This is a genomic window from Vibrio sp. ZOR0018, assembly GCF_963865925.1.
GTDB lineage: Bacteria > Pseudomonadota > Gammaproteobacteria > Enterobacterales > Vibrionaceae > Vibrio > Vibrio anguillarum.
In genome coordinates this window covers 1-26,437 of record NZ_CAWMCN010000104.1, presented here as the reverse complement: position 1 = coordinate 26,437, position 26,437 = coordinate 1, and the positions used below count along the sequence as shown (strand labels likewise).

The following is a 26,437-nucleotide window of genomic DNA, read 5'->3' as shown; positions in this document are numbered from 1 at the left end:
ATGTTAGCCTTGCTTTCTCTTGGTACGGCTTCGCTATCACTGGCAAAAACACTGAATATTCATGCTGAGATACCGATATTTTTGGAAAAGTCACTCGGCGGTGATATTTATCTCCACTTTACACTTGCGCTATTCATTACCTTGGTTTTTATCCGAGTAATTTCCGCCACTCTTTCCCCTATACAGAGCATCTTTCTCGCCATAGTTATCGTCTCGACCTGTTGCGTAATTGATGAAAGTTTACAAATGTTATCGAGTTCACGATCATTCTCTTTGCTCGATTTAGGGGCAAGCTTACTTGGTATAACAATGGCCTCAATAATCTATTACGTTACTAGCAGACTTCAATCTTCAAACTTATGCTCCAAACTAAGACAACCTCGCGCATAAAAACGCCTTAAGAATGAGAATCGAACCCTTATTAACAGAAGTACGATATCACTGGATGTACTACTTCACTTATAATCATCGCAACAGTAAATCGTAGGCTTTTAGGACTTACCAATGAAAAAATCACTATGGATATTTTGGATTGCTATTTCAGCTTTGCTGGCTAGTTCAAGGTTATATGCCGAAACAGAAATTACTTGTTCACTTTATAAAAACCATAAAGTGGCCACAGACACAATAAGAGCCAGCCTAGAACAAGCAGACGACGCCATTATTTCTCTGCAAGCTTTAATGAAACTATGCCCAAGCATGGCACTAGAAATGGCGGACCTAGCGTCTACTCTACACCCACAACTAGCACTCGATATCTTCAATACGGTATTTGACCATATATCGAGTGACCAAGTCGCAGCTTTGACTGCGATACTCGTTAAAAATGCACCTCAAGAGATGCGTTCTGAAGTCATTCAGCTTGCTGTCACTAAATCACCAGAGTCAGCTCAAGCTATCGTTGATGCTGTTATTGCAATGGATTTAATGGACTCAACCGATGTGATTGTTGCTGCAATCTCCGGTGGCGCTGACCCAGCGACCATTACTGAACCGACAGCGGCAGGTACTCCATCGGCTTTACCTGGTGGCTTACCTCCAGTCGCAACGGTGCCAGGTAACACCACAACACTTGGAACCGGCAATGGCAGTGGTGGTGGTACCGCTTCACCAAACTGATCGTTTAATTCGATGCTTTCATCCAGTTTAGGGCAGGTATATTCCTGCCCTTCTTAATTGATATTAATAGTATGCGTCTAATAGAAAAATCCATTTTCCCAATATTTCTCATTTTTATATTTTGGCTGCCCATACCTTTAGGTAGTAATCGCCCATTAGCATGGTCATTCAATGAAATCTGGATTGCATTGCTGCTTATTGCCTGTTTATTCAACTACTCTTTTGAGCACTGGAAAAACTGTCTGATAAAGGGAAAATTAGTCATCATTCCCATCGCACTTATCACTTGCTGGTCATTCATCCAAAGTATTCCACAACTTGGTATAACTCAGGATCCTAGTTTAGTCTTTGTCTCTGCAATCAAATCGCTCCACTATTTCCAGTTTTGTCTTATTGCTCTTGTCCTTATCGACACACCTAAAAAATTAAAACTTCTCGCAGTAGTCATGGTTAGCAGTGGAATTTGCCAAGGCTTTTACGCTGGCGTGATTTTGCTACTCAACCTAGATCATTCGATAATTTTCAAGCTGCCACTAGGAAATAGAGCCTCCGGAAGCTTTGTCTATCATAATCATCTGGCAAACTTCTTGATGCTGAATCTCTGCATTGGATTTGGCTTATTAATTGCAAAACTCGATAGCTCACATAAAACCGGATTTAGAAATATCACTAAACAGTTTTTAGCCGTGTTGCTGTCTGATAAAGCCTTTGTACGTTTAGGGCTCGTGATCATGGTGATTGCATTAGTCTTAACACGCTCAAGAATGGGAAATATGGCTTTCTTTATCGCCCTAACCGTAGGTTGTGTGCTGTTGCTATTGTTTTACAAGCCGAAACCCAAAAGTGTTTATGTGCTTATAATCAGTTTATTCATCATTGATACGTTCATCGTGAGCCAATGGTTTGGATTGGAGAAAGTCAAACAACGTCTTATTGAAACTAGCTTGGAAAGTGAATCAAGAGATGATGTTGTCAGATATTCCCTAGTTGCAATACAAGAAAGGCCTCTGACTGGCTTTGGGGCTGGTACTTTCTACTCCACTTTTCCTTCCTATAATCAAGGGAAAGTAAAACTGTTTTACGATCATGCTCATAATGACTACATCCAATTCACATTAGAATCAGGCCTTGTCATGGTTTCGATATTAGGTGTAATGATCTTAGTCGCCGCCCAACGCGCATTTTATGCGTTTAAAAACCGCAGAAATAGATTGATGAAAGGGATCGGATTATCATCCATGATGGCTATTATTGGTATGTTGATACACATGAGTGTTGATTTCCCACTTCAAGCTCCCGCAACAACACTTTATTTCTTGCTGTGTTTATTGATGGGACACTGGTCAAATTCAATGCCGAGTCTGGTCACTCGTTCAAAATATTCCTGATATATAAAAACGACTTTAAGTTGCAGGTAAACGAATGTATCCAACACCGCGCAGCTTCAAGTAGGAATGGTATACGTCCAAAACAATTCCTACTCCATATCTGGTTAATAAAAAATCCCTCGATTGTCTCGAGGGATTTTCAATTATTGAATTAAAACGATATCAATTAATCGAATACAAACTGCAAGCCTTCAACTAACCAACCACCAGTCCAAACATTAATCTGCTTGATGCGTTTACCTTGCGGCACAGTGTACGTTTCAACTTTTTTGTTGCTCGCATAGTGGGTTGAACCCAATAACACGCTAGAGCCATCCTTCATCGTGAACTTAATCGCCACTATGTGGTAACCACCCCAGTTATAAAGACCAGAGGTAACTTCCACGGATTGCAATTGATCAAGAGCAATCGGTGCTCTTAGCACACCACCGTTAGTACCTTGTACTGGGCCGCCCACCAAGTTATTGGCCGTCGTGCCGATCGCATCGATCGCAAAACCAGAACGCAGATACATCTGGTTATCCGCCGTCACGACACGTTGCGATTGCTGAGTATTTGAGTAACCAAAAATTGGAGACTCACCACCCACCGTTGCACGTAATGTACTCGAACGGTATGTATTATGGCTCAACCAACTTGGCTCAACAAAAGTAGGTAAAGTGCCATCTTGATTGATGTTGGTCAGGTGGAAAGCGTGCTGGTTCCAAATACGAGTCGCATTCTTCCAAGGTTTTGCACTGTCCGCCGATTCATAAACAAACACACCATGGTTAACGACATAGTTTTTATCAAAATCATTAGCAACAACAATCAGCTCTGCATTATTGTCACCTTCCAGATCGACCACGATAGGATATTCCCAAAGTGTCGCCGTTGAGTGCGCTAACGAAGCACGTTCTTTACCCGTTTTGCCATCTAACACACGTACACGAGCATGGTCTTGCACGAGTACTTCATCGATACCATCATTATCAAAGTCATAGGCAGACACACCAATTTTGCCGCTGCCAGTATCATCGTTCGCAACAGACCAAACGCGCTCACCTTTGCTGTTATACATATCGACAGCGGCATAACCCGCGTAAACAATCCCTTTTACATCCAGATCATTGGTACCATTTAGCGTAGCTAACTCAAACTGAACACCGTCCAACAGCCAACCAGCGCTCCAAGCTTTAATGCCTTTAATACGACTACCTACTGGTACAGTAAAGCGCTCGGTCTGCTTGGAATAAGCATAGTTTTTAGAGCCCATAGAAATCACGCTACCGTTGCTCATTCTAAAATCGAGCGCCAATAAATGATAACCACCCCAATAGTATTTACCCCAAGTCAGATCAATCGCTTTAATATCTTTGACGTTAACTGCGGCATTAAGATTGCCTCCCGTACCACCGACTAAAGTCGAAGCAGAAGCACCAATCGCATCAATCGCGAATCCTGAACGAACAGAGATTTTACCATCGACCGCCAAAACAATAGAAGCAGGATTGCTATTAGGTTGATAACCGTAGATTTTTGAGAACTCAGTCGTTTCAACTGCTTGAGCTTTGCCTAAAAAGTTAGATACCGCCTGCACGCCACCGCCTGGATTGGCAGTATTATTGATTTCCCACTTAATGGTGCCATCGTGTTCTAGCACAGCAAAACGTGCGTTATGCCCAGTTGATGCAGAAGCAGGAACTGAAGCGATAATCTCTGGCTCAGCATCATTATCTAGGTTAACCAGCGAAGAGAACCAAACTGCATCATTGGCATGATATTGCCAATTGATCGCGCCGTTATTTTGAAATAGAGTACCACCTGAAAAGACTTCTTGTTGCTGATCGCCATCGACATCAACGTTGATCGATGACGGTGCCCAAGGGTGGTTAAAAATCAGCCCTGTGTGGTAGTTATACACACCATCTGCAGCCAGAATTTCGACGCTGCCATCATGGTCTAAATCAGCCAACGTGATATCACCAACAATACGCCAGCCACTTTCTGTGGTTGGGATCTGTTTTTTGATGTTGCCTTGGTTATCCAAAATCGTGATGAATTGATCGCGATTGTTGGTTGTAACAATTTCAACGATTCCGTCACCATCCAGATCGCCTACGGCAGGAGAATAACGCGCATCCGCGATCACACCACCATTCGCATAACTCCACAACTCAGAACCATCCACACCACTTAAAGCACGCACTAAACCGCCATTGGCATATTTGTTTCCTTCAAATGTCACTACGATCAAATCTGCGACATCTTTTTCATCAATCTTGCCATCGCCATTGTCATCATTCAGTTGCGCGGCAACCGGCGTAACCATCACTTGGTTAGAATTAGGTTGGAAAGCACTGCCTTGCCAAGACCACTTAAGCTTCATATTGAGTGCAGAGCTGTCACCTTCATAAGGAACAACACGCATTGAACGAGGCTTTGAGAAATCAAGAGTTTCGCCATTGTAGGCTGTGACTGCTCGCATCTGCTCATTTTGAGTATGACCACCAAATACCGCTAAACGGTTATAAGAGAGGTTATCCCAATCACTCAGCATGACACCTAAACCTTGTGGCGCTTCCACATCCACTTCATGAGCATAGATATAAGCAGGCAATGAGTAGCCTGAGCGCTCACCCTCTTTCAAACAGAAACGCTCACCCGTTTGGCGGCTAACGATACAAGCCTCAGGATAAGTTTCAGAAGCCAGCACTCGCATTGAGCGTGGTTTAGAAAAATCTAAATAAGCGCCGTTGTAGGCCTTAACATTCTTAAGATCTTCGTTGCCAGTATAACGATTGAACACAGCCAAACGGTTATAAGACAGGTTGTCCCAATCACTCAGCATGACAGAGACACCACTCGGAGCCTGTACATCGACTGGATGAGCATAAATCCAGCTAGGTAGGGAGTATCCCGAGCGCTCTCCTACATTCAAACAATATTTTTCGCCATTCAGGCGGCTGATAATACACCCTTCGGCTTCATTCGTTGTGGCTTGAGCCACGGTGCTACTTAGCGACAAAAGACTGACAGCAAGTGCAATATATTGAGATGTCATCTGTAAGACTCCCTTTACTTGGGGTTAATTTTTTCAAAGCCAGAAACGATATGCATCTGGTTGATTTTTTTGTAATTATTATTTTTCAAACCTAGGAACTGGTGAACTGGTATCGTGAATTGCCAATAAAAATCCGACGGAATTATCAATAAATGGAAGGGATATTTCAACACAGCACGCCTATTTTTACGCCTCACTAATGAGACATCTCAAAGTTGAGAAACGAACCGACTATAGTGAATAGCTCTCTATTTTTTCAAGAAGCGTTTTATAGGTGCTGTTATACTTAAATCAATTAGATAAAGAGGGTGGTATCTTGCGTTACATATTTATTTCACTTATTTTAATCAGCCTAAGCCCAGCCATTATCGCTGAAGTCGTTTCTCATAATGTAATAGAATATGGTGCCATCGCAAATGATGGAGAGGATGATTCATCCGCATTTCAAAATGCACTGAATCAATTAAATGATAATAATGTACTGATTATTCCCTCTGGCGAATATCAGATTTGTAAAACCCTTTATTTAAAGGAAAAGAATAACATTGAAATTATTGGCTCCATACACAGTAAATTAAAGAAATGTAGTCCATTTAATGGTGAGTATTTACTCAGTATCATGTACACACAAAATATCAAACTGCAAGGTCTCAGTTTTGAAGGGCTGAATAATGGTGACTTAAAACCTATATGGGGAGAACAAGGTGTCTACCTTGGCAGCACTAAAGGCACCTTAGTAGTTCAAAATCAATTTACTCGCTTTGGTGACGCGGCATTGCGCATGACTACCGCAAGTCAGGACCACTCTATACCACCCGGGTCGATGGCAATCAAAGTGAGCCATAATCACTTCGAAGACTGCGCTCAAGTCACTACAACGCAAGCGACTGTAGGAACAGAGATGCCAGGCACACAAGATATTATTATTGATAATAATCAATTTAATGCTTGTAAATTAAAATTATCAGCACGGGCCGATACCAAAAGCGCCAAAGTCATTAATAACCAATTTGAAAATATTAATGGTACTGCAAATGAAGTCAGTTATTATTCAGACGTTTATTACTCAGGAAACATCTTTTCAAATATAAATGGATTCGCTATCAATATTTATCCAAACTCTAGAACAAAAAAAAATGTTCGGTGGGGAAATATTTCCATTATTGGAAACGCTTTTGATACTATTCAACAAGGTATACGTTTACAAAGCTTCAGTAAAAATGACCCAATAAATCAATCCATTAAAAATATTCAAATAAGTCATAACACATTCGAAAACATTTACTTTGGAAATGAAATTGAAGAACAGTATAAAGCTATTATTAGAACCAATAGCCAAGATAATCTCGTTTCTTTTGAAAACGTCAATATTATAGGAAATCAGTATCATTTAACACCATATAGTAAATTCATCTCAATTGACAATAAAAGCAAGCTTATTAACATTAGAAACAATGAACAACTTTATAATGAAAATTATCATATACAGGATGTTATTAAAGATTGATAAGTGCGCACCACCAACAAGATACAACTATTTGATTGAGCTCAAGAGTAAGTGACCACTATGTAATTCAACGTTAAGAATATATTGCTTATATCATTCAAAAAGTACAATAAAAACCGCCAAAGGCGGTTTTTATACACATAAGATTAGAACTAGATAAAACTATTTTTTTACCACTATCATTGACTGCTCAATTCGCTCACTAGAGACAGTATCTACAACCTGAGCATTAATGGTATATTCACCTGCGGGATAGCTTTTATCGAAATTAATTCCACGCACTTTTGAATAAGTATCACCTGAAGCAATAACCCATTTCTCTCTCGCGTTGACAGGAATAATCAAACCATCAGGGCCTACCGCTGTCATCCAGAACTCGACGTTAGCTTCTCCCTCACGGCCATTATTTAAATCAATGGTGAATGGAACAAAACCACCGGTACTTTCCACACTATTAATACCAAATTGATTTTTGATATCAATAGTCAAACCATTGAGTTCAGGTAGGCTATTTAAATCGACCCCTTTCACAAATTCTTGGTTGGCTTTAAATACTTCTCCATTTTCTGCAACGACTTGAAGAGAAACAGTATATTTACCATCAGCCATATACTCTGGAACCCAGAAACCACGTGTAACATTCAATATGCGACCATCAGTAAGAGCATCAGACTCTTGCTGCGCTGTATCCACTCCAACTACCGCTTTGGCTGGAAAGTAGATACCTTCTGGGCCTTTAATTGATAGCCAGTAATTGAACTTCACTGTTTCACAGCTTTCATTACGGATCCCTAGCTGACTGGCAATATATCCACCGTTACGTGCCAACTGGTTTTGATTTAATGAAAGGTTTGCTTCAATCACTGGCTGTAACTCACAATCCACTTCCGCATAAGAAGCAGTTGAAAATAACAATGCCAAGCATGATACCAGATAATAATAACGTTTGTTCATGATAGATCCTTTAAAGTTAGACAACCATTTGTTTTTACAACTGGCGCTAAGGCTAATTGATAACTATAAAAAATACATCCGATTTTTATTAAAGGATCAGATTTTATCAAATCTAAGACAATTACATTGACTAAGTATTAATAATAATAAACAAAATTGATTCAACTAATAAGCTCCCTAAAAATAAACTAAAGTTTGCTTTCATATAGTCAATTTAATCCTTTCGTTTTATTTTTTCATTAAGTAGTAGCCAAGCATAACGACTATTAGTCACTAAATAACGCTTCCACATTCTTCTAGGTTCTTGTAATACACGATATAACCATTCCAACCCAGATTTTTGCATCCATAAGGGTGCACGAGAAACATGACCTGCGACAACATCAAATGTTCCCCCTACCCCCATCACAAATAACACGCCCAACTGCTCTTGCCAGCGGTTGATAAAATTTTCCTTTTTCGGCGACGTGATCGCCACAAACAGTAGTTTCGCCCCTGATTGACGGATCTTTTCAACTATCGCGTGCTCATCATCCCAAAAATAGCCATGGTGATAACCCGCAATCACTAATTGTGGATGCTTTGCCTGCATGGCCACAGCCGTTTTTTCAACAATCTCCGACTTTGCGCCTAGGTAGAACACTGGCATTTGTTCTTGTGCAGCCATCGCATTGAGCTCTAGAAACAAGTCAACACCAGCCACTCGTTCGGGAACTTGGTGACCTAAAAAGCGCGCGCCCCAAACCACACCCATACCATCGATATTGATAATGTCACACTCGGTCACGGACTGAGCCAATTCAGAATCCTTACGCATATTGACTAACTTAGCAACATTGACGACCACATGCTGGGTAAACTCTTGTCGCAAAATGCGATCGCGGATCAGAGCAACAGTTTCACTCATCGAAGCCACATCCATTGGGCTACCAAGAAAATTAATGCGTTTCAATCGGTTATTCCTCATTGGTAATTCTTAAATAAAAACGGAATGAAAAGTACATCCACGCCTGTGTCCAGCGCGCGTAGTGAATTCGATTAACCAAACGTTTGTTACGTTGATAAACAAACTGATCCCGCTCGGGCATGTACAGCGTTTGAATAGCACGCTGAATGACGCGTTTAACCAAAACAACATCACTCTCCTCACCTCCAACACTGAGTAAGGTAATAATTGCCTGTGATACTGAGTGCGGATCCAGTGGATAAGGATTGTTGTGGTAATATTTCGCTGTTCCATCGGTTTCAAATAGATGCTGCTTGTAAAAATAAAAACCGCGTGCAATCACCTCATCAAATTCCTTTGTCGCTAAAGTAGTTCGTATGAGGTGTAGTGCTTCTAAATTGTAGCCCGTATGAAATCCGTCAATAAACACATGATGATGACGAGTACCATAGGCCCAGCTGCCATCGGCAGCTTGAGCCTGAGCACTGTTACGCGCAATGCGTAATGCCAACTCAGTGTAGTCTGGGCGAGACGTTTCTCGACCGACCACGGCCAGCCAAGCTGCCGCCCACAAACTGGCGTTGTGCACAAACGCCGTTTCCCCGGGGATATACGCAAAAAACTCCCCGCTCTCATTTTGAGTCAATAAATGGCCAGCAATAAAATCACCACTGCGCAGCGCCAACTCGACCCAGTCAGCTCGCCCCGTCAGTTGCCCCAATTGGTGTAAGGCACGGCTGACATAGACTGTCGTGATCACATTTGGCTTCCCCTTAGGAACAAAGAATGCACGCGCTTTCCAATCAAAATGATACCCCCAACAGGCACCATGCCAGATTTGCTCATCACAACGCTGAGCCACTAGCCACAGCGCAAGTTGCTCCGCTTCTGTGAGCAAAGCGGGATCTTTGGTCACTTGATACTCTTCGATTAATCCGAGAATAAACAGAGCCACGCCTTTAGGGTTTCGCGCTTTGGGCACACCTAGCCATGGCCGAAGATTAAGGGGAGAGCGTTTGAACAACTGGATCCATGCTAAGCCGAAAGTCGAGTCTTTGCTTATCGGCAAGCGCTTGAACCAGCTTGAATTGAGTCCATCAAAAGGGTCATATCCAGCAAATTGTTCTGTACGAGCTTTCTTAAGAATAGCGGTGGCGATGCTATTGACGGTCATTTAGCTCTTCCTCGTTCCTTATTCGTCAATAACTCATAAAACCCTAGTAGCTTTTGTGCAACAACGTCTTCGTGAAATAATTCATCAAACTTTTCTTTTCCTAGTGTTGCAAGTTCTAGTCTTTTGGCTTTATCACTTCCCAGAACATTTATAGCACTTGCCAGTTCATAAATATTACCAGGAGGAACTAACAGGCCATTAATATCATGAGTAATAGCATCACCAATAGCACCCACTGGGGTCGTTATAACAGCGACACTTGCTGACATAGCCTCTAAGATACTAATAGGTAACCCTTCTGCATAGCTGGGAAGAACAACAACATCGGCTATAGATAATAAAGAACCTTTCTGTTCAGAATCAATCCAACCAAGAAATTCAACTCTATTTTTAACACCAAGTTCATTACAAAAGTATGTTAGGCTATCAATATCCCCGCTCCCTGCCACGTACAACTTTGCATTATCATTTTTAACGAGGGAAAACGCTTCAATTAAATCTCTTATCCCTTTCCTTTTTGACAGTTCCCCCATGAAAACCAAATTAAATCCTTCATGTTGTGATTTTTCAAATGGAAAGGTAGCAACAGGATTATGTAACACATTCCATTTTAGTCCTGTAATATTTTCAAAATTACTCTTCCAACAGTTGCCTAAGCATAATCTTAAATCATATTGTTTGAAAATTTTATTAACTATGTACTTTTTTAGTGAATTAGAAAAAAAATCATCCACCTGAGCCGCGTGACATTGATATACTACAGGTATTTTGTATATCTTAAGACAAAATAAAAAACATGCTTTCCTAAAGAAACTACCTTTAAGTGAACCATGAACATGAGCGCCATCAAAATCATTGCAAAGCAAGAAAAATGGAAATCTAACAAGAAAATAAAAAAATGAAAGATGTTTTTTCAAAGACCCTCCAGACTCATGAGTGAAATAATAACGAATACTGTATCTACTATTTACATAATTATTTTTCATAAATGTAGAAACAACAGATGCCACTCCACCTTTAGCATAATTAGGTACACTAATTACTAATATTTTTTTCATAAAAAAATCTCATCCCCCCTACCATTACAGATAGCTAACAATGGTTCACCAACAATAAAATGGTCTCTCAAACCACCGACGCCAGATTGCATATGGTCTAAACCTAAAAGAGTGTTAGCCTCTATCATCAAAAAACCTTCATTAGTTATAGCAACATCCCATCCTATTAGATTTGCATTCTCCAATTTTCTTGCAGAATCAATAATACCAGACTTTATATCTATCCAATTTGGTATATTTAGCTCTGAAAATATAAAACCACTGTCTGGATGATGGATAAATTTCTCCTCACCATATTCATAAGTTGCATATGGTTTTAAAGGGCCTCCTGACATTAAATCGATACCGATGAGTATTCCACCTGCAGAGCCATTATCTATCTTACGGCCATTAATCCCCATTCGTAATGTCACTGCTATTAACTCAACTTGATTATTTTTTTTCCTTATAGTTACAGCTCTAAGTGTATTTACACTTTGCTCATACACTTTTGATATCTCTGCATGTTGTTCAATCCCTTCCTCTACAACATAGTCACCATCCAGATCTAATAAAAATTTATAATCTATAATATTCTCTTCAAAAAAATAGCTAACCCCGATTTTCTCAGCAATAATTATACCTTTTCCACCGCGTCCATCAGTAGGTTTTATAAAAATTCGTTTTGCCGAACAATGTTTAATTAAAAAATTAATTTCCATTTCACCAACAGCATTCACATTATCATTTGATAAAAAAATGTTATTTAATTTAGTAAATATTGTTCTTGATGTAGGAATATCAACGCTTTCAAACAACCTCTTCATTGATGTTTTATTTTCTAACATTAACGTAGTTTTTTCTATGTCATCATAATATGGATATACTATTTTATAAAAATAGTATGATGGCATGTATTCCTTCATTTCATCCAACTTTAACAAGCAAAACTTTGAATAAAAATCATGCGTGTAATATTGAATAGGGAAAACCCCCCAATATTTCCAAAGCTCCTTAGTTTCAAACCTAATAGTTTTTATATTTTTTTTATTATTAGATCTAATATAGCGAATCACATGTCCACGAGTCCTTTTATCTTTAATAAAAAGATAACCGACCCTTATAAAATCAACAATTTTATGTTTTAAAAAATTCACTGACGTCATATTTATTCCTATATAAAGCAAATAGCCTGTCTTGTTTTTCCATTTTTAGTTTTAGGAATAGAATCAACTTTTACAATTTCAACACAAATGCTTTTTCCTATCCTATCCTTTGTATTTTTAATTAGAATCTCCTCCTGAGTCAGATCAAAGATTCTTGAGTCCACAACAACCAATACTATTACTTTATTGACATCCTTCTGTAAAAATTGCGTTGCCAATAATCCATTAACCCCTTTAGGTATATGGTTAAGGATGTGTATTTTTTGCCCATCCTCACCAATTAAATAGTCACCAATCCGTCCATCAACATGGTCAATCACAGGAAAAATCCGACCACAAGGACAGATCTCGTTTTCAGATAAATGCACATGATCACCGGCCTTATAGCGGATCAAAGGGAAATACTGATTATTAAAGTTAGTGCCAACCAACTCGTAACGCCCGTCGCCTACGGCTAACAATTCCACATGCGAATAGTCGGAGAGCAAATGGTAGCGACCATGCTCACACTGCCCTATCGCAGCCACTCGCTCAAATAGGCCATACCAGTCAAAGACTTTGCAGCCAAAGCGTGTCTCAATCACCTGTCTATCTTCTGCTGACAACGATTCTGATGAAGTCATAATGGATTTGAGCTTCGCCGGATAATAACTTTGGTTAGCTTCTAAATAGCGGGCTAACGTAGCAATCGAAGAAGGGTATGCCTGAATCACTTCAACCCCAAAATCGACCATGGCTTGCAGATAACTCGACATCGTTTGCGATGTCAGATGGAAAGATGAAAGCACTATCATCTGCTCAAACCAAGAGTAGCGCCAGAATGGTCCTTGCTTTTGACTTAATGGCACCACCATATCGCCACGGATCCACGCTCGTTTATCCCCTTTACGATAACCAGCCCAAGCCAACTGTCTTTCGACAAAGGCTTGCTCACGAATAACCGAATGCCTATCTTGCAAAATAGTCAAAGGCGTCCCCGTTGTGCCACTGGTCGCCCCTTTCACTACCACAGAAGGTTTGTTCTGCGAGATAAACTGCTCGTGGTCATGACGCAATACCGCTTTATCCAGATATGGAAAAGCCTCAAGCTCAAGATTGAGTAAGTCTAAATTCTGATAAAACGGCACATGGTTACGAGCATTCGCCAAGGTTTTTTGTAGCTGCTTGTGTTGATAATCCGCTAAATGAGTACGTGAAAACTCGTTAGCTTGGATCTCTTGCAACACCGCGCGCATCTCACCATTTTCTCTGACCATTTTGCGTGACAGCGCCCGTACAGAAAGCATGACATTTTGCAGCCAGATTGGTGCTTTAATATAAAGTGAATTGGTAAACATCAGTAAAAGTCCTTTGGAACAATATTTGTATAATTTAGGCTGTATTGACAACTGTATTGGTTACATTTAAAAAATCACCCGTCAAATATTATTGCTAACTATCTTGATGAATATTAAAGTACAGTTCCGTTCATTGAAAAATCACTCATCCGATGTGATATTCAGTCCACACATATCCTTAAAGAGAAAATTAATAGATAAAACCATATTTATTATCTCCTGTGTAGATGGTGATTAGATGAACGGTAGTGACAGGATAAAACCACCACCAAAAACATCAATGCAGGCGTTTTTACTGTTAAGGCATTATTAGTAACTGATATCAACATAAAACTGAGCAGAGCAATTTTTGCGGACCATTCTTGCTTATAAACCAACATAAAAGGAACAAGATAAGTAGAAAGCAGTAAGCCTATACACCCTAATAAACCAAAATTAAGAACCCATCCAATCACGTAGTTTTCAACAACATTAATACCAATATAAAAAACAATATCATTCAATAGACCATGTGAAGCACCGAATAACCACTCTGAAAAATAAAGCTGTTCAAGTAAAATAAAAACATCGAATCGCGCTTCGGCGCTCGTATCTATATACAACTTAGACAATATCCGTTCACCAATCGGGCTTAATACTAGAGTCAAAATAACGGCAATCACAGAGAAATAGACCAAAGCCTGAAGATAAGCAAATTTCAGCTTTGGGTAGCGCACTCCCTGACCGAAAAAGTCACGTAATTTAGGTAACATCATCAGAAAATTACCCAATAGGAAAATCCCCAACGCAGCTCGCCCTCCAAAAGCAAACAGGGCTAGCACGATAACAGAGACATACATAGCCGCCGGAATTCGTGTATAACGCATAACAATAGGCGTTAGCGATGCCGTAATGAGAGCATTGTTAAGGGGATGTGCCATAAAAGCAGTCGAGCGGAAGAATGAAAAACTACCAATCTCAACAGCAACAATGCTCTGCCCCAAAACAAGTTCAATAATCGCGATGCATGCATTAATAAATAAAAGATAACCGAGTAGAGCCAGTAATCGATTTTTAGCTGCATCGGATAACCCGTATACAACAGGAACCAGAACTAAAGGGATAAAAATCGTATCAATAAGATAAGCGAGTCCCGATGTCCCAAATCGCATAAAGCCATATAAAATAACGGCCAGCATCGATACTATGGCTAGCCACCAAGCCTTTTTGAGATCGTGTAATGGCTTAATTAGGTTGAAAAGGCCAACGCGCAATATCAACAGAGCAAAAGCTCCCATACTCAAATAGGAATAGACATGAATTTTGAGTATGGGGCTCCCGCCTTCTGAAACGTACTGAATGCCCATATTTTCGAGTAAAAAAGCCCCCAGCAGAAACGCACTGAGGACAATCAGAATCATCCATCGAATGAGATTACGTTCGCTCAATTGGGCCTCCAGATTGAGAATAAACGTTGGCGTGCATTAAAAGCATTCGTGCACCACAAACAGATGCCATAAAACAACAATGATGAGGTGACATAAAAGGTTAGAGCGAATAATGAATGGATCGCCAGTGGACACTGTTTCACTGCGTATAAGTAGCCGCCCATCAGAAGTGAAGAAATGATCACTTTGACGCCATCAATGCCAATAGCGTAACGATACCCCGATCTCCATGAGCTGATAAAAGAGAGTATTGCGACTAAGCCACTCACTATAAGCAAGGTGATAGCCGCACCAAACATGCCAAATTGATTGAGCATAAAAGGTAGTAGGAAAATGCTCGCTACTAAGCCCGAGAGAGAAACCCATAGGAGCTTGCGAGTCTGTAATAGAAACTGCAAACCATGATCAAGGTAATGACCTTTAAAATTAATCAGATAAACAGCGATCGCTAACACCCAGAATAGTCCGGTAGAACTACTGAGATATTGCTCCCCCAAAAAGAGCCGAATGATCTCTTCTTGTAATATTCCAAGTCCAAATAGAGCCGGCAAAGTAAGGGTAACCAATAAATGCAGATAGGTTTTATGCTGACTCACAAGGGTGATTTTATCTTCCGCATGCTTGGCCAAATTAGGATAGAGAGGCATAGCAATTACCATGAAAACTAAGCCCAGCACTCCCATCAATAAGTTGGCTTGCGCAGCATAGATACCCGTTTCGTTCATCCCAACGAAATGGGCGATAAATAAACGATCGACTCTTCCCCCTAATACGCTAATTCCTCCCGCTAACATGATCGGAATACCGTAAGTAAGCAGACGCTTTAACATAGCAATATGCCATTCAGGCCGTCTAGGAAAACCAAGACCTAAAGCTCCAATGCCAAAGCTCAAGGTTAAAGCAAACAACGCAGACTCAATAGTAGCCGCCCAAGAGAGTGAAAGGATGGAGAGCACTACCGCAGAAATTGACTGCAATACGGTCGCTTGACGATAAGCGCTCAATCGCTCATTTAAGCGACTCAATTCTAACTGGTATTGAAATATCGATTTAACCGACAGTAAAGCACCCAGTATCAATAATCGTTCCCCACTCAATTGCTGATAAATGAATAAAGTTACGGCGATAACAATAAAACCAAGCAAAGATCCGATAATAACCAGCAGTGAAATGGTTTGAACGAGTTGGACTTGCTCCCGATCCGAATACCCAGGGTAGAGACGTAACATCGACGTGTTGAGCCACTGAGTACTAAAAGCACGCACGAGTTCGAGAACCACCATAGCCACCGCTAACACACCATAATTTTCTGGTGTAAGGAAACGAGTTTGTACGGCGATTAGCATAAAGAGGCTTAAAGCAGCAAAAACCTGAACAGGGGCATATCTGAGTAGGCTGGCTATCACCCCATCACCTCATCATATAAAGACTCATATTGTTTTAAAATGCCTTGGGATGAAAAATGATTATGTATATAATCCTGTGCATTTTCAGTATCACGATAATAAATGGAGTCTATCGAGTTCACTATATTATTTGCTTGTTCATTTGAAAAAAACGTCACACCTAATTTAGCAAACCTATCCTTTCTCTCTCCTAAAATCCCCACAGGTGTAGCAATAAGAGGCAAGCCTGTTGCCAACATTTCTAAAGGTGCTAAGCCAAATGTTTCTTGATCTGATAGAAACACACCAATGTCAGCGTATTTATATTGCTGAATAATTTCTTTCTGATTCAGCTTTCCAAGAAAAGAAACATTATCGGATAAGTCCCATTCTTCAATTAATTTTTCAAGCTCAGAATAGTAAACAGGATCAACATTAGGACCTATTATATTTAATGTTACATCTCTACCTAAATCTCGTATCTGTCTTAGTAAATCTAAAATTAGATCCACACGTTTACGACGTGAAATGAGAGCACAGGTGACTAAATGTATTTTATTATCCAGCACATTATTAGCGTTTTTTTTGTTAAGTAGAGAAACATAAGCTTTATCAATAGGATTACCAATTATATGAATTGGTTTCTTAGTATCTTTTTTTAGAGCCTCACCCAGCTCATTTCCAACGCAAGTGAAAGCATCAACAAAATATTTACTTAAAAACGGGATTATTTTTTCATATAAAAAATCATTAGTCGTTGATACTGGTTTTCTTGCTATTTTCCGATAAGAATGAAGAGTTACAATATTCTTAGACCTACCTCCGAGCCAAATCATCCAACTATTCATATGTCCATGTACTATGTCAGGTTTGTAATTTGAGATTTGTTCTCTTACTCGTAACCATCCTGTCAATATTCCGGGTAAGGGTATCCCTATACGTGATTCATTAGCAGGTGCAAAGATAACTTCTACCTGTTCAGAGAGAATAATTGGACTACCGGTATATTGCTCTTGACTGCTAGGATCAAAAGCCAAGACGCGATAGCGATATTTTGAAGGTTGAGTTTTAGAGGCTAACTCACGAACCAACATCTGACATACAGAATCTACCCCACCTGCATTTTTCTCTCCCCAGTTAAGAGTTGAAAGAGGCATGATGAGAAGTACTTTTTTCATAGCTTATTATCCAACTGCACAGGATGGCCAATATAGGCTCGATTATTTTCCGTTTTAATGACTCGCCCCGGATTTCCAACAACGACCGCATTTTCAGAAACATCACGAATAACCACAGCACCAGCCCCTACAACCGCTCCATTGCCAATCGTAACATCTTCGACTATCGAGACATGAGGACCGATGTACACATAATCACCGATCGTAGCCGCTTGTCCTTGGTTTGAGCCAATTACAGTGAAGGGGCTTAAATTACAATTGGCGCCAATCTTCGCGGTACTGTTGATAATTATCCCAGTACCATGCCCTAGGTATAACCCTGGGCCAACATCGGTTTCTTTCGGTATTTGTATTTGGTACCTAATGGATAAATTTTTATGCATTAGCCTAGCAAATGAACGTAATAAACGATTTTCACTTCGGCATAATCGCAACCAAAACATATACTTAAAACCAGGGTTAAACATCAGATTCTTGATGAGTAACCCCGTCGACAACTTTCCTGTATGACGATACAGATCAGCTTTAATTAGATCGAATGCTGAACTCAAGCAACCACACCTCTAGTATCAATCACTACTTTCTTGGCAAACGCCGTTTTATCTGCTTCTTTAAAATCTCGGTGATCAACCAGCACCACAACGATATTGGCCAACTCTAAAGCACGCTCTAGCGAGACTAGCTCAACATCATGTTCTGTTAACTTACCCGGTAATTGGTGGATATTTGGCTCTACCGCTAGAATTTGTCCAATATTGTCTTGTGCTAAATGCAAAGTGATGTCTAAAGCTGGGCTTTCACGTAAATCATCAATATCGGCTTTAAAGGCCAAACCTAAGCAGGCAATGACTGGTTTTTTGAACTGATCTGCCGCTTGTTTTACCTGATCAACGACCCAGTGTGGTTTACCATCATTAACATAGCGAGCAGCAGCAATCAGTTTTGCTTCTTCTGGGCAGCTGTTAACAATAAACCAAGGGTCAACTGCAATACAGTGCCCGCCAACACCTGGTCCTGGGTTTAATATGTTGACCCGAGGGTGGCGGTTGGCCAATTTAATTAATTCCCAAACATTGATTTTTAATTTCTCACAAATAAGGGAAAGTTCGTTCGCGAATGCAATATTGACGTCGCGAAAGGAGTTTTCTGTTAATTTCGCCATCTCCGCCGTACGAGAGTTGCTGATGATGCATTCGCCTTTAACAAAGGTTTTATACAGAGCCATCGCTTTCTCGCTACAAGATTTACTCATACCACCAATCACTCGGTCATTACTGACTAATTCTTGTAGTACATAACCCGGTAAAACTCGCTCTGGGCAATGCGCTACTTTAATGTCAGCCGTATCACCTTTATGCTGTGGGAAAGTTAAATCAGGACGAGCCTCTGCTAGCCATGCGGAAAGCTTTTCTGTCGCACCGACTGGGGAAGTACTTTCCAATACCACCAAGTTGCCTTTTTCCAGAACTGGCGCAATCGCTTTGGCTGCGGCTTCTATATAGCTAAGATCAGGCTCGTGATTATCACCTTTAAATGGTGTGGGTACCGCCACTAAGAAAGCATCAGCTGGTTCAGCTGTCACAGTTGCTTTTAGTTTGCCAGTCATCACTGCACTTCGAACTACGATATCTAAATCCGGTTCGACAATGTGAATTTCACCTTTATTGATTGTATCGACAGCGTGTTGATTGACATCTACGCCAATCACTTCAATACCACGCGAGGCTATAACGGCAGCCGTTGGCAGGCCGATATACCCTAAACCAATCACAGAAACTTTATTAAACATCTTATTTTCCTTAAATCTTATCTTGCTAGAATGTCGGCGATACGTTGACAGGCTTTGCCATCACCGTATGGATTGTGTGCTTGACTCATGAGTTGGTAAGCGCGCTCATCACTAAGCAACCGGTCTAACTCTTCACAAATCAGTTGTGTGTTAGTCCCAACCAGCTTGACCGTACCCGCGCTTACCGCTTCAGGTCGTTCGGTGGTGTCTCTCATCACTAATACAGGCTTCCCTAGCGACGGTGCCTCTTCTTGAATACCACCGGAATCGGTTAAAATGATGTGTGCTCTGTCCATCAAATAGACAAAGGGCAAATACTGTTGTGGATCCACTAAGAAAATGTTTTCAATGCCTTTTAAAAGACGATTGACGGGCTCTTGAACATTCGGATTAAGATGTACCGGATAAAGAATTTGACAGTCAGGGTGACGCTTTGCTGTGATGGATAAGGCTTCACAAATACGCTCAAATCCATCACCAAAACTTTCACGACGGTGGCCTGTAACAAGAATGAGTTTTTTATTGTTATCAAGCATCGGAAACTGGTGTGCCAGCGTAGCATTGAGATCTTGCTCGTTGTGAATCTTGTTACGGATCATAAACAAGGCGTCAATGACGGTATTCCCCGTAATATGGATGTTCTCGAGGCAATAGTTCTCATCCAATAAATTTTGTTGAGATGTTGCCGTTGGTGCGAAATGGTAGTGAGTCAATGCACCCGTAAGCTTGCGGTTCGCTTCTTCAGGCCAAGGGGAATAGATATTACCGGTGCGTAATCCAGCCTCAACGTGGCCGACTGCAATTTGCTGATAATAACAAGCAAGTGAAGTCGCAAACGTTGTAGCGGTATCGCCATGAACTAAGACGATGTTTGGTTGAAAGTCTTTTAGAACCGTTTCCATACCGTTCAAGATTTTAGTCGTTACTGTCGTCAGTGTTTGCCCTGGTTCCATGATATTAAGATCAAAATCAGGCACCACTTCAAACAACTCTAAAACCTGGTCAAGCATTTCCCTGTGCTGGCCAGTGACGCATACTTTTGTGTCGAAGCGGTTATCTTGTTTAAGCTGATGAACTAGAGGCGCCATTTTAATTGCTTCAGGTCGTGTACCAAACGCAATGAGTATTTTTTTCACTTTATTTATTTCCTTGGGCTAAACTAAACGACTGTTAAGAACAAGCTGTTCAACGCTATTTCTTCAAAAAAGCAGATAAAAATGGTGAATAGCAACGGTTAAATACGCTACCGCCACTAGATGTCGCCTCTAGAATGCGCATTTTCTTCACATTTTTTGCTTTATGTATATAAGAGAAAACTTATTAACCACCCACATTTAATCACCTACCTACAAACTATGAGTAGAAATTAATTGCCAAACTGTTGCTTTGTTTTTTGGGGTGGGTAATCAAAAAGTCATATAAAACTTTCTATGTGTTACACACAAAGTTTCATTGCACTTTCCTTTAATTGATATTGTTTAGATATATGTTCGATGATCCCTTGGGCCCCGCTCTCTATCAGTTCCAAAACCCGTTCAAACATATGAATATTTCCTTTGTAAGGATCAGGGACTTCCGTGACACCGATGTGGCTATGCGATAGAAACAGTGAAAGTTTCTCTTTATGTTTAGCAGGACAAATGTCAATCAGATCCGCTAAGTTGGCTTTATCTAAGGCAAAAATAAGATCAAATTTTTCGAAATCCTCAGAACAAACCTGCCTTGCTCTTAAATTTGACATTGAATAGCCACGCTGCTCAGCGACAGATATTGCTTTGGGATCTGGTTTTCGGCCCACTTGATAATTCACAGTACCAGCGCTTTCAACAAATAAATTAATTCCATGTTGTTGCGCTTTTTGGCTCAAAACAGCTTCAGAAAGCGGTGAACGGCATATATTTCCCATGCATACGATGAGGATAGAGAGTTTTTTATTTTCCATGGCCATTACTGATGCATTCACTTCATTTTGTCTCTGTATTAAAGAGGTGGATAGAGTATCGCAAGGCGCATTGCAATGGGTGTCTCAAAATTGAGTCTATCTATAATTAATACCTAAGATTTAAATAGGAAAAATGAACTGGCTATTTTGATGGATTATCGAAAATGGCATTAACCATTTGATATCTCGCTTGTATGTTCAAATAACTTGATGTGATAAGCCGGCCGCATGTGATTTCATCGAATGGGCATAGATAACGGTGAATGGAATAGGTGTGAACGGTGAACAAAAAAGAGCCTGCAGGGCGCAGGCTCTTGATACGTTAATCAGTGAACACTTCTGGTTTTAACATCATGCAGCAGTTCTTGGTTAAGTTCAGCTTCAACATGACCTGGAGAGCGTGTTGATGCCGAGACCAAACGATACATAGCAGGGATAACAAACAGAGTGACTAAAGTGGCAAAACCCATACCGAAGAAAATCACTGTACCCACCGCAACTCGGCTTTCATAGCCTGCTCCTGTCGAGATAATTAATGGGATTGAACCTGCTAAAGTAGTAAATGCGGTCATCATGATTGGCCGCAAGCGCCTTGCTGAAGCATCAATAATTGCTTTTTCAAACTCAACCCCTCGGTCACGCAGCTGGTTGGCAAATTCAACGATCAAAATGCCATTTTTGGTCACCATACCGATCAGCATAATCATCCCAATTTGGCTATAGATGTTGATACCTTGTCCCATAATTGATAGACCAAGAAAGCCGCCAAACACACCCATCGGCACCGTCAACATCACCACTAACGGGTTGATAAAACTTTCAAATTGGGCGGCTAGTACCAAATAAGCGACAAGCAGCGCTAACGCAAATACAATGGCTACACTCGATTGGTTTTCTTTAAAATCTTTTGACTCACCTGAGTAACTAATGGAAATATCACTAGGTAGCGTTTCAATGGCTTTTTGATCTAGAAAATCAAGCGCTTCGCCCAACGTGTAACCAGCCGATAAATTTGCAGTAACCGTGATCGCCTTTTGCTTATTGTAATGAGACAAGCGGATTGATGATGCCACTTCTTCCACTTTCGCAAGTGCATCCAGTGTAACAAGCTCACCGGATGCGGTTCTCATGTAGATCTGGCTTAAATCGGAGGCGTTATTGAAGCTATTTTCGTCCCCACGGAGATAAACATCATACTCTTCGCCACGCTCAACAAAGCTGGTTTCACTCTTCCCGCCGAGCATCACTTCTAACGTATCTGAAATATCCGCGACACTGATCCCCAATTCCGCGGCACGCTGCCTATCAATCGTCACCACCAGTTCAGGTGTCTTTTCGGAATAATTGGTGTCAGCACCTTCCATAAAGGGGGAATTTTCAGCTTCCGTTTTTAACAATTCAGCCCATTTTTTGAGTTCAGGATAGTCTGACCCACCTAACACAAACTGAACAGGCTCGTTAGAGCCACCACGAAAGCCGGGCATAAAGGGCATAACTCGTACATCGGGAATTCCCGTTAGCGCTTTTTTTACCTGCCCTAATGCTTGTTGAGCGGTGATGCTTCGTTCGTTCCAGTCATCCAAAATCATGATAACAAAACCCGTCTGATCACCCGCTTGCCCACCGAACGCAGGCGATTGAATACTAAACGACTTGAGAAAACCTTTGCCAACCAAGGGCATTAACCGCTGCTCAACAAGATCCATATTGGCCGACATCCGGTTATAACTGGTCGCATCCGCTCCGCGCACAAAGGCAAAAATAACGCCGCGATCTTCTGAAGGCGTAAGCTGAGAAGGCACTTTCTGCATCAGAAAATAACTGCCACCAACGCATGCAAGGATGACGAGCGGTGCAGCCCATTTCCAACTGATAGCAAAACGTAAAGAGGATTTGTAACCCGCTTCTAAACGGCCAAAAACACGATCAACAAAACGATTAAAACGGTTTGGTTTGACATTGACCTTTAAAATCTTACTACCGAGAACGGGTGTTAAAGTTAACGCTATTAGCGATGAAAAGAGAACCGACATGGCCAAAAGTACAGAGAACTCGGTGAACAACAGGCCGACCATGCCGTCCATAAAAGAGATCGGTAAAAAGACCATCACTAATACCAATGTGGTGGCAATCACGGCAAAGCCGACTTCGCGCGTCCCTTTATAAGCCGCCAGCAGTGGCTTCTCTCCCTGTTCTATGTGATGAAATATATTTTCCACCACCACAATCGCGTCATCAACAACCAAACCGATGGAAAGAATCAGCGCCATCAAGGTGATAAGGTTAATGGAGAATCCGAAATAGTAAGCGGCAATAAAAGAAGAGATCAATGATACTGGCACAGTAACGGCTGGGATTAGCGTTGCCCGAACTTGGCCGATAAAAATGTACAGTACCAAAATCACTAAACCACCCGTGATAAACAGTGTGCTATACACTTCCGAAATTGAGCGATCAATAAAGACGGTCGAGTCGTAGTCAATGGCCAAGCGCGTTCCTTTGGGTAGAAACTGCTGAATATTATCGACTTCTTGATGGACACGCTGCGCCACATCCAAGGGGTTAGCATCTGACTGTGGCACAATGCCCATGCTCACATTAACCACACCGTCGCTTTTGAAGGTTGAGTTTTCGTTCTCAGCGCCGATGAAGACATCCGCGACATCTTTTAAGTAAATCGGCGAATTGTCACTTGCGCGCTTAACCACCAAATAGTCAAAATCTTGCGCCGTTTTGTACGCTCGGTCGGTACGCACCGACATTACTGTCGAATCGTTACGCACTTCCCCGCCCGGGCTTTCAATATTTTCACTGCGCAATGCACTTGATATATCAGAAGTCGTGACACCACGCCCAGCCATCAGATTCGGCTTGAGCTTGACATACATCACCTTATAAAGACCACCAGACACATCCACAGAACTGACGCCAGAGATTAAACTAAAGCGGTCAATCAAAGCTCGTTCGATATAATCGGTCAGTTGGGTTCGATCCATCTCTGAAGAACTGAGATTAATGTACAAAGAAGCTTCACCAGAGCCATTATTTTTGAATACGGTTGGATCATCTGCTTCATCGGGTAATGAGCGCTGTGCTCTCGCAACGGCGTCGCGGATATCGCTCACACCAGTATTGAGATCGTAACCCAGTTCAAATGTAACGGTAATCCGTGACATGCCATTGCGCGTGGTGGATTCAATTTCATCAATCCCGCTAATGCCTGCCAGTTGATCTTCCAATACAGAAGTGATTTGGCTTTCAATGATGGTAGCTGAAGCCCCTGCATAGCGAGTACTGATTGAAACCACCGGGCTTTCAATATCGGGCATTTCCCGGACCGAAAGCTTAGAAAATGACACTAGACCAAAAACGCACAACAGTAAGCTTAATACCACCGCCGCCACAGGGCGCTTCACTGAAACATCGGATAACCACATTATTTGTCATCCTTTTGTATCGGTGAGCCATCCACATTGACTTCAGTAACGACAATGCCGTTTCTCATATTCACGATGCCTTGCACCACAATCTTATCGCCAATGGCTAAACCTTTATCAATCACCACTTGATTGTCGATCCGCGCGCCAAGCCAAACTTCCGTGCGTATTACTTTGTTATTACTATCAATCACATAGACATAGCGTTTAGTGCCTGAATATTCGAGTGCTTGAACGGGGATAATGGGCGCTTCAATCGCTGGGAAATTCAACTTAGTAGAAAGCAACATCCCGGGTTTTAGCTTGCCATCTTGGTTATCGAAATGAATACGGACACGCAAATTCAAGGTTTCACGGTTAATGCGAGAATCAATACCCACAACTTTGCCGGTAAACTCGTTTTTTGCCCAAGCATTACTCTTCGCCGTCACCGTCATACCTTTACTGATTAACGAAAGGTAACGCTCTGGCACTTGGATATCGAGTTGCATCACCGATAGGTCATCTAAAGTCAGCAATTCCGTCCCTGCACTGACCATTTTGCCCAAACTAAAATCAATAAAACCAACGGTGCCATTAAATGGCGCGCTAATGCGCAGATCGTTTAAATTTGCGTTTGCGGCATCTAAACGTGCTTGAGCAATATCAACACTCGCTTTTTGCGCATCAATTTCAGTTTGGGTAATGGCGTTCCGTTTGACCAAACGTTCAAACTCTTTCAACTTACGCTGTTCATCGTTCAAATAGGCTTGAGCCTCTGAAAGTGCGGCTTTGGCTTTATCATCATTAAGCTGAATTAAGAGCTGACCTTTCTTGACCTCTTGATTGGCTTTAATCGCAATATGGCTGACCTTTCCCGAAACTTCAGATGAGATCTCCACTGCTCGTTCAGCTTCTAATTTACCAATCAGTGAAAGAGACTGAGACACTTGATGAGTTGCCACACGCTCTGCGACCACCGCAACGGCTTGTGGTGCTTGCGCAGCGAACGCACTTAACGGTGTGGTAAGCAAGGTAACTATCATTAACGAAAGAATAGACGTGTTTTTCATAGTTTTTATTCAACAATAAATAGACTGATTGAATTGTAACTGCTTATACGACGCTCGAACGTCAAGGAGTGTAAATCTTATTAAATATCTGTAACGTGCGTCATAACTTAGCCTCCTCCGGCTGCTTTTTAGGCGCCACACACAGGCTATACCCAAACAACTTGAAGTTGCAGGTAGGCGGCAAGTAAGTTCATTCCCATGAGCATAGATAAACTATGTGATTGGGGTGAGCGAACGTAGCCAACACCGCTGCAGCTTCAAGTGGGAAGGGTATAAATAGAGCAAAACTATCCATTCCTCACCCCTTTGCCCAAAAAGGCAGCATTCAATTCAAAATCATAAGAAAAAGGCTTTACAGAGAGAGCGAGTTTGCTATCATGCGCTCCGCACTTGAGCAATGCGTTGGGAAAACGTTGTTTAAGCATACTGTGAGCCAATAGTGTCCTTATAAGCACTATAAATCACATTGTATGAAAACCCTCTGGAGGGGTTCCCGAGTGGCCAAAGGGAGCAGACTGTAAATCTGCCGGCTCCGCCTTCGATGGTTCGAATCCGT

Annotated in this window: 19 protein-coding genes; 3 read left to right on the top strand and 16 right to left on the bottom strand. The window is 41.3% G+C overall.

Annotated features, from left to right (window positions below; translation table 11 throughout):
- Window positions 1-504 precede the first annotated feature (504 nt).
- Both AACR75_RS07805 and AACR75_RS07800 read left to right on the top strand, forming a co-directional pair.
- Entirely contained in the window at window positions 505-1,119 is a 615-nt protein-coding gene (locus AACR75_RS07805; RefSeq protein ID WP_013857353.1) for a hypothetical protein, read from the top strand.
- Between the two features lie 71 nt (window positions 1,120-1,190).
- Window positions 1,191-2,507, top strand: a complete 1,317-nt coding sequence (locus AACR75_RS07800) for an O-antigen ligase family protein (protein ID WP_047689561.1) — start codon at window positions 1,191-1,193, stop codon at window positions 2,505-2,507.
- A 166-nt stretch (window positions 2,508-2,673) separates the two neighbouring features.
- Here the strand turns inward: AACR75_RS07800 and AACR75_RS07795 are convergent, their stop codons facing one another.
- On the bottom strand, window positions 2,674-5,550 hold the full coding sequence (locus AACR75_RS07795; RefSeq protein WP_047689558.1) for a beta-prism lectin domain-containing protein: 2,877 nt from the start codon (window positions 5,548-5,550) through the stop codon (window positions 2,674-2,676).
- A gap of 274 nt (window positions 5,551-5,824) precedes the next feature.
- Between AACR75_RS07795 and AACR75_RS07790 the strand changes: the two genes are divergently transcribed.
- Entirely contained in the window at window positions 5,825-7,057 is a 1,233-nt protein-coding gene (locus AACR75_RS07790; RefSeq protein ID WP_047689555.1) for a glycosyl hydrolase family 28-related protein, read from the top strand.
- A gap of 162 nt (window positions 7,058-7,219) precedes the next feature.
- Here the strand turns inward: AACR75_RS07790 and AACR75_RS07785 are convergent, their stop codons facing one another.
- The 15 genes from AACR75_RS07785 to AACR75_RS07715 all read right to left on the bottom strand — a co-directional run bounded on the left by AACR75_RS07785 (window position 7,220) and on the right by AACR75_RS07715 (window position 25,881).
- Window positions 7,220-8,011: an RbmA family biofilm matrix protein gene (locus tag AACR75_RS07785; protein WP_047689551.1), complete on the bottom strand. Its 792-nt coding sequence runs from the start codon at window positions 8,009-8,011 to the stop codon at window positions 7,220-7,222.
- 214 nt (window positions 8,012-8,225) lie between these two features.
- The gene (vpsK, locus tag AACR75_RS07780) at window positions 8,226-8,978 is read right to left on the bottom strand and encodes an exopolysaccharide biosynthesis glycosyltransferase VpsK (RefSeq protein WP_047689548.1); all 753 of its coding nucleotides are present in this window, start codon (window positions 8,976-8,978) and stop codon (window positions 8,226-8,228) included.
- Entirely contained in the window at window positions 8,968-10,131 is a 1,164-nt protein-coding gene (gene vpsj / locus AACR75_RS07775; RefSeq protein WP_047689545.1) for an exopolysaccharide biosynthesis protein VpsJ, read from the bottom strand. The genes vpsK and vpsj overlap by 11 nt, the downstream gene beginning before the upstream one ends.
- The gene (locus AACR75_RS07770) at window positions 10,128-11,189 is read right to left on the bottom strand and encodes a glycosyltransferase family 4 protein (protein ID WP_047689542.1); all 1,062 of its coding nucleotides are present in this window, start codon (window positions 11,187-11,189) and stop codon (window positions 10,128-10,130) included. The genes vpsj and AACR75_RS07770 overlap by 4 nt, the downstream gene beginning before the upstream one ends.
- Window positions 11,186-12,334 (bottom strand): sugar-transfer associated ATP-grasp domain-containing protein, encoded by a 1,149-nt coding sequence (locus AACR75_RS07765; protein WP_047689539.1) that lies wholly within the window; start codon window positions 12,332-12,334, stop codon window positions 11,186-11,188. The genes AACR75_RS07770 and AACR75_RS07765 overlap by 4 nt, the downstream gene beginning before the upstream one ends.
- An 8-nt stretch (window positions 12,335-12,342) precedes the next feature.
- The gene (vpsH, locus tag AACR75_RS07760; RefSeq protein WP_047689536.1) at window positions 12,343-13,671 is read right to left on the bottom strand and encodes an exopolysaccharide biosynthesis protein VpsH; all 1,329 of its coding nucleotides are present in this window, start codon (window positions 13,669-13,671) and stop codon (window positions 12,343-12,345) included.
- 212 nt (window positions 13,672-13,883) lie between these two features.
- Window positions 13,884-15,098, bottom strand: coding sequence for an exopolysaccharide biosynthesis protein VpsF (gene vpsF / locus AACR75_RS07755; RefSeq protein WP_047689534.1), 1,215 nt, complete (start codon window positions 15,096-15,098; stop codon window positions 13,884-13,886).
- The gene (gene vpsE, locus AACR75_RS07750; RefSeq protein WP_047689532.1) at window positions 15,095-16,504 is read right to left on the bottom strand and encodes an exopolysaccharide biosynthesis flippase VpsE; all 1,410 of its coding nucleotides are present in this window, start codon (window positions 16,502-16,504) and stop codon (window positions 15,095-15,097) included. Before vpsE ends, vpsF begins: the two co-directional genes overlap by 4 nt.
- A complete protein-coding gene (locus AACR75_RS07745; protein WP_047689529.1) occupies window positions 16,501-17,661 on the bottom strand; it encodes a VpsD family glycosyltransferase in 1,161 nt (386 codons plus the stop codon). Before AACR75_RS07745 ends, vpsE begins: the two co-directional genes overlap by 4 nt.
- Window positions 17,658-18,212, bottom strand: a complete 555-nt coding sequence (vpsC, locus tag AACR75_RS07740) for an exopolysaccharide biosynthesis acetyltransferase VpsC (RefSeq protein ID WP_047689526.1) — start codon at window positions 18,210-18,212, stop codon at window positions 17,658-17,660. Before vpsC ends, AACR75_RS07745 begins: the two co-directional genes overlap by 4 nt.
- On the bottom strand, window positions 18,209-19,450 hold the full coding sequence (vpsB, locus tag AACR75_RS07735; RefSeq protein WP_047689523.1) for a UDP-N-acetyl-D-mannosamine dehydrogenase VpsB: 1,242 nt from the start codon (window positions 19,448-19,450) through the stop codon (window positions 18,209-18,211). Before vpsB ends, vpsC begins: the two co-directional genes overlap by 4 nt.
- A 17-nt stretch (window positions 19,451-19,467) precedes the next feature.
- Window positions 19,468-20,586 carry a non-hydrolyzing UDP-N-acetylglucosamine 2-epimerase gene (gene wecB / locus AACR75_RS07730; protein WP_081245367.1) on the bottom strand — a complete coding sequence of 373 codons (1,119 nt, stop codon included), beginning with the start codon at window positions 20,584-20,586 and terminating at the stop codon, window positions 19,468-19,470.
- 299 nt (window positions 20,587-20,885) lie between these two features.
- Window positions 20,886-21,413, bottom strand: coding sequence for a low molecular weight protein-tyrosine-phosphatase (locus AACR75_RS07725; protein WP_013857370.1), 528 nt, complete (start codon window positions 21,411-21,413; stop codon window positions 20,886-20,888).
- Window positions 21,414-21,718: 305 nt separating this feature from the next.
- Complete coding sequence (gene vexH / locus AACR75_RS07720) at window positions 21,719-24,829, bottom strand: vibriobactin export RND transporter permease subunit VexH (protein WP_017049467.1); 3,111 nt, start codon at window positions 24,827-24,829, stop codon at window positions 21,719-21,721.
- The gene (locus AACR75_RS07715; RefSeq protein WP_017049466.1) at window positions 24,829-25,881 is read right to left on the bottom strand and encodes an efflux RND transporter periplasmic adaptor subunit; all 1,053 of its coding nucleotides are present in this window, start codon (window positions 25,879-25,881) and stop codon (window positions 24,829-24,831) included. The genes vexH and AACR75_RS07715 overlap by 1 nt, the downstream gene beginning before the upstream one ends.
- Window positions 25,882-26,437: the final 556 nt, after the last annotated feature.

Coding starts and splice junctions, on each gene's coding strand:
- AACR75_RS07805 (WP_013857353.1), top strand. CDS start 505: ATGAAAAAATCACTATGGATATTTTGGATTGCTATTTCAGCTTTGCTG.
- AACR75_RS07800 (WP_047689561.1), top strand. CDS start 1,191: ATGCGTCTAATAGAAAAATCCATTTTCCCAATATTTCTCATTTTTATA.
- AACR75_RS07795 (WP_047689558.1), bottom strand. CDS start 5,550: ATGACATCTCAATATATTGCACTTGCTGTCAGTCTTTTGTCGCTAAGT.
- AACR75_RS07785 (WP_047689551.1), bottom strand. CDS start 8,011: ATGAACAAACGTTATTATTATCTGGTATCATGCTTGGCATTGTTATTT.
- vpsK (WP_047689548.1), bottom strand. CDS start 8,978: ATGAGGAATAACCGATTGAAACGCATTAATTTTCTTGGTAGCCCAATG.
- vpsj (WP_047689545.1), bottom strand. CDS start 10,131: ATGACCGTCAATAGCATCGCCACCGCTATTCTTAAGAAAGCTCGTACA.
- AACR75_RS07770 (WP_047689542.1), bottom strand. CDS start 11,189: ATGAAAAAAATATTAGTAATTAGTGTACCTAATTATGCTAAAGGTGGA.
- AACR75_RS07765 (WP_047689539.1), bottom strand. CDS start 12,334: ATGACGTCAGTGAATTTTTTAAAACATAAAATTGTTGATTTTATAAGG.
- vpsH (WP_047689536.1), bottom strand. CDS start 13,671: ATGTTTACCAATTCACTTTATATTAAAGCACCAATCTGGCTGCAAAAT.
- AACR75_RS07745 (WP_047689529.1), bottom strand. CDS start 17,661: ATGAAAAAAGTACTTCTCATCATGCCTCTTTCAACTCTTAACTGGGGA.
- vpsB (WP_047689523.1), bottom strand. CDS start 19,450: ATGTTTAATAAAGTTTCTGTGATTGGTTTAGGGTATATCGGCCTGCCA.
- vexH (WP_017049467.1), bottom strand. CDS start 24,829: ATGTGGTTATCCGATGTTTCAGTGAAGCGCCCTGTGGCGGCGGTGGTA.
- AACR75_RS07715 (WP_017049466.1), bottom strand. CDS start 25,881: ATGAAAAACACGTCTATTCTTTCGTTAATGATAGTTACCTTGCTTACC.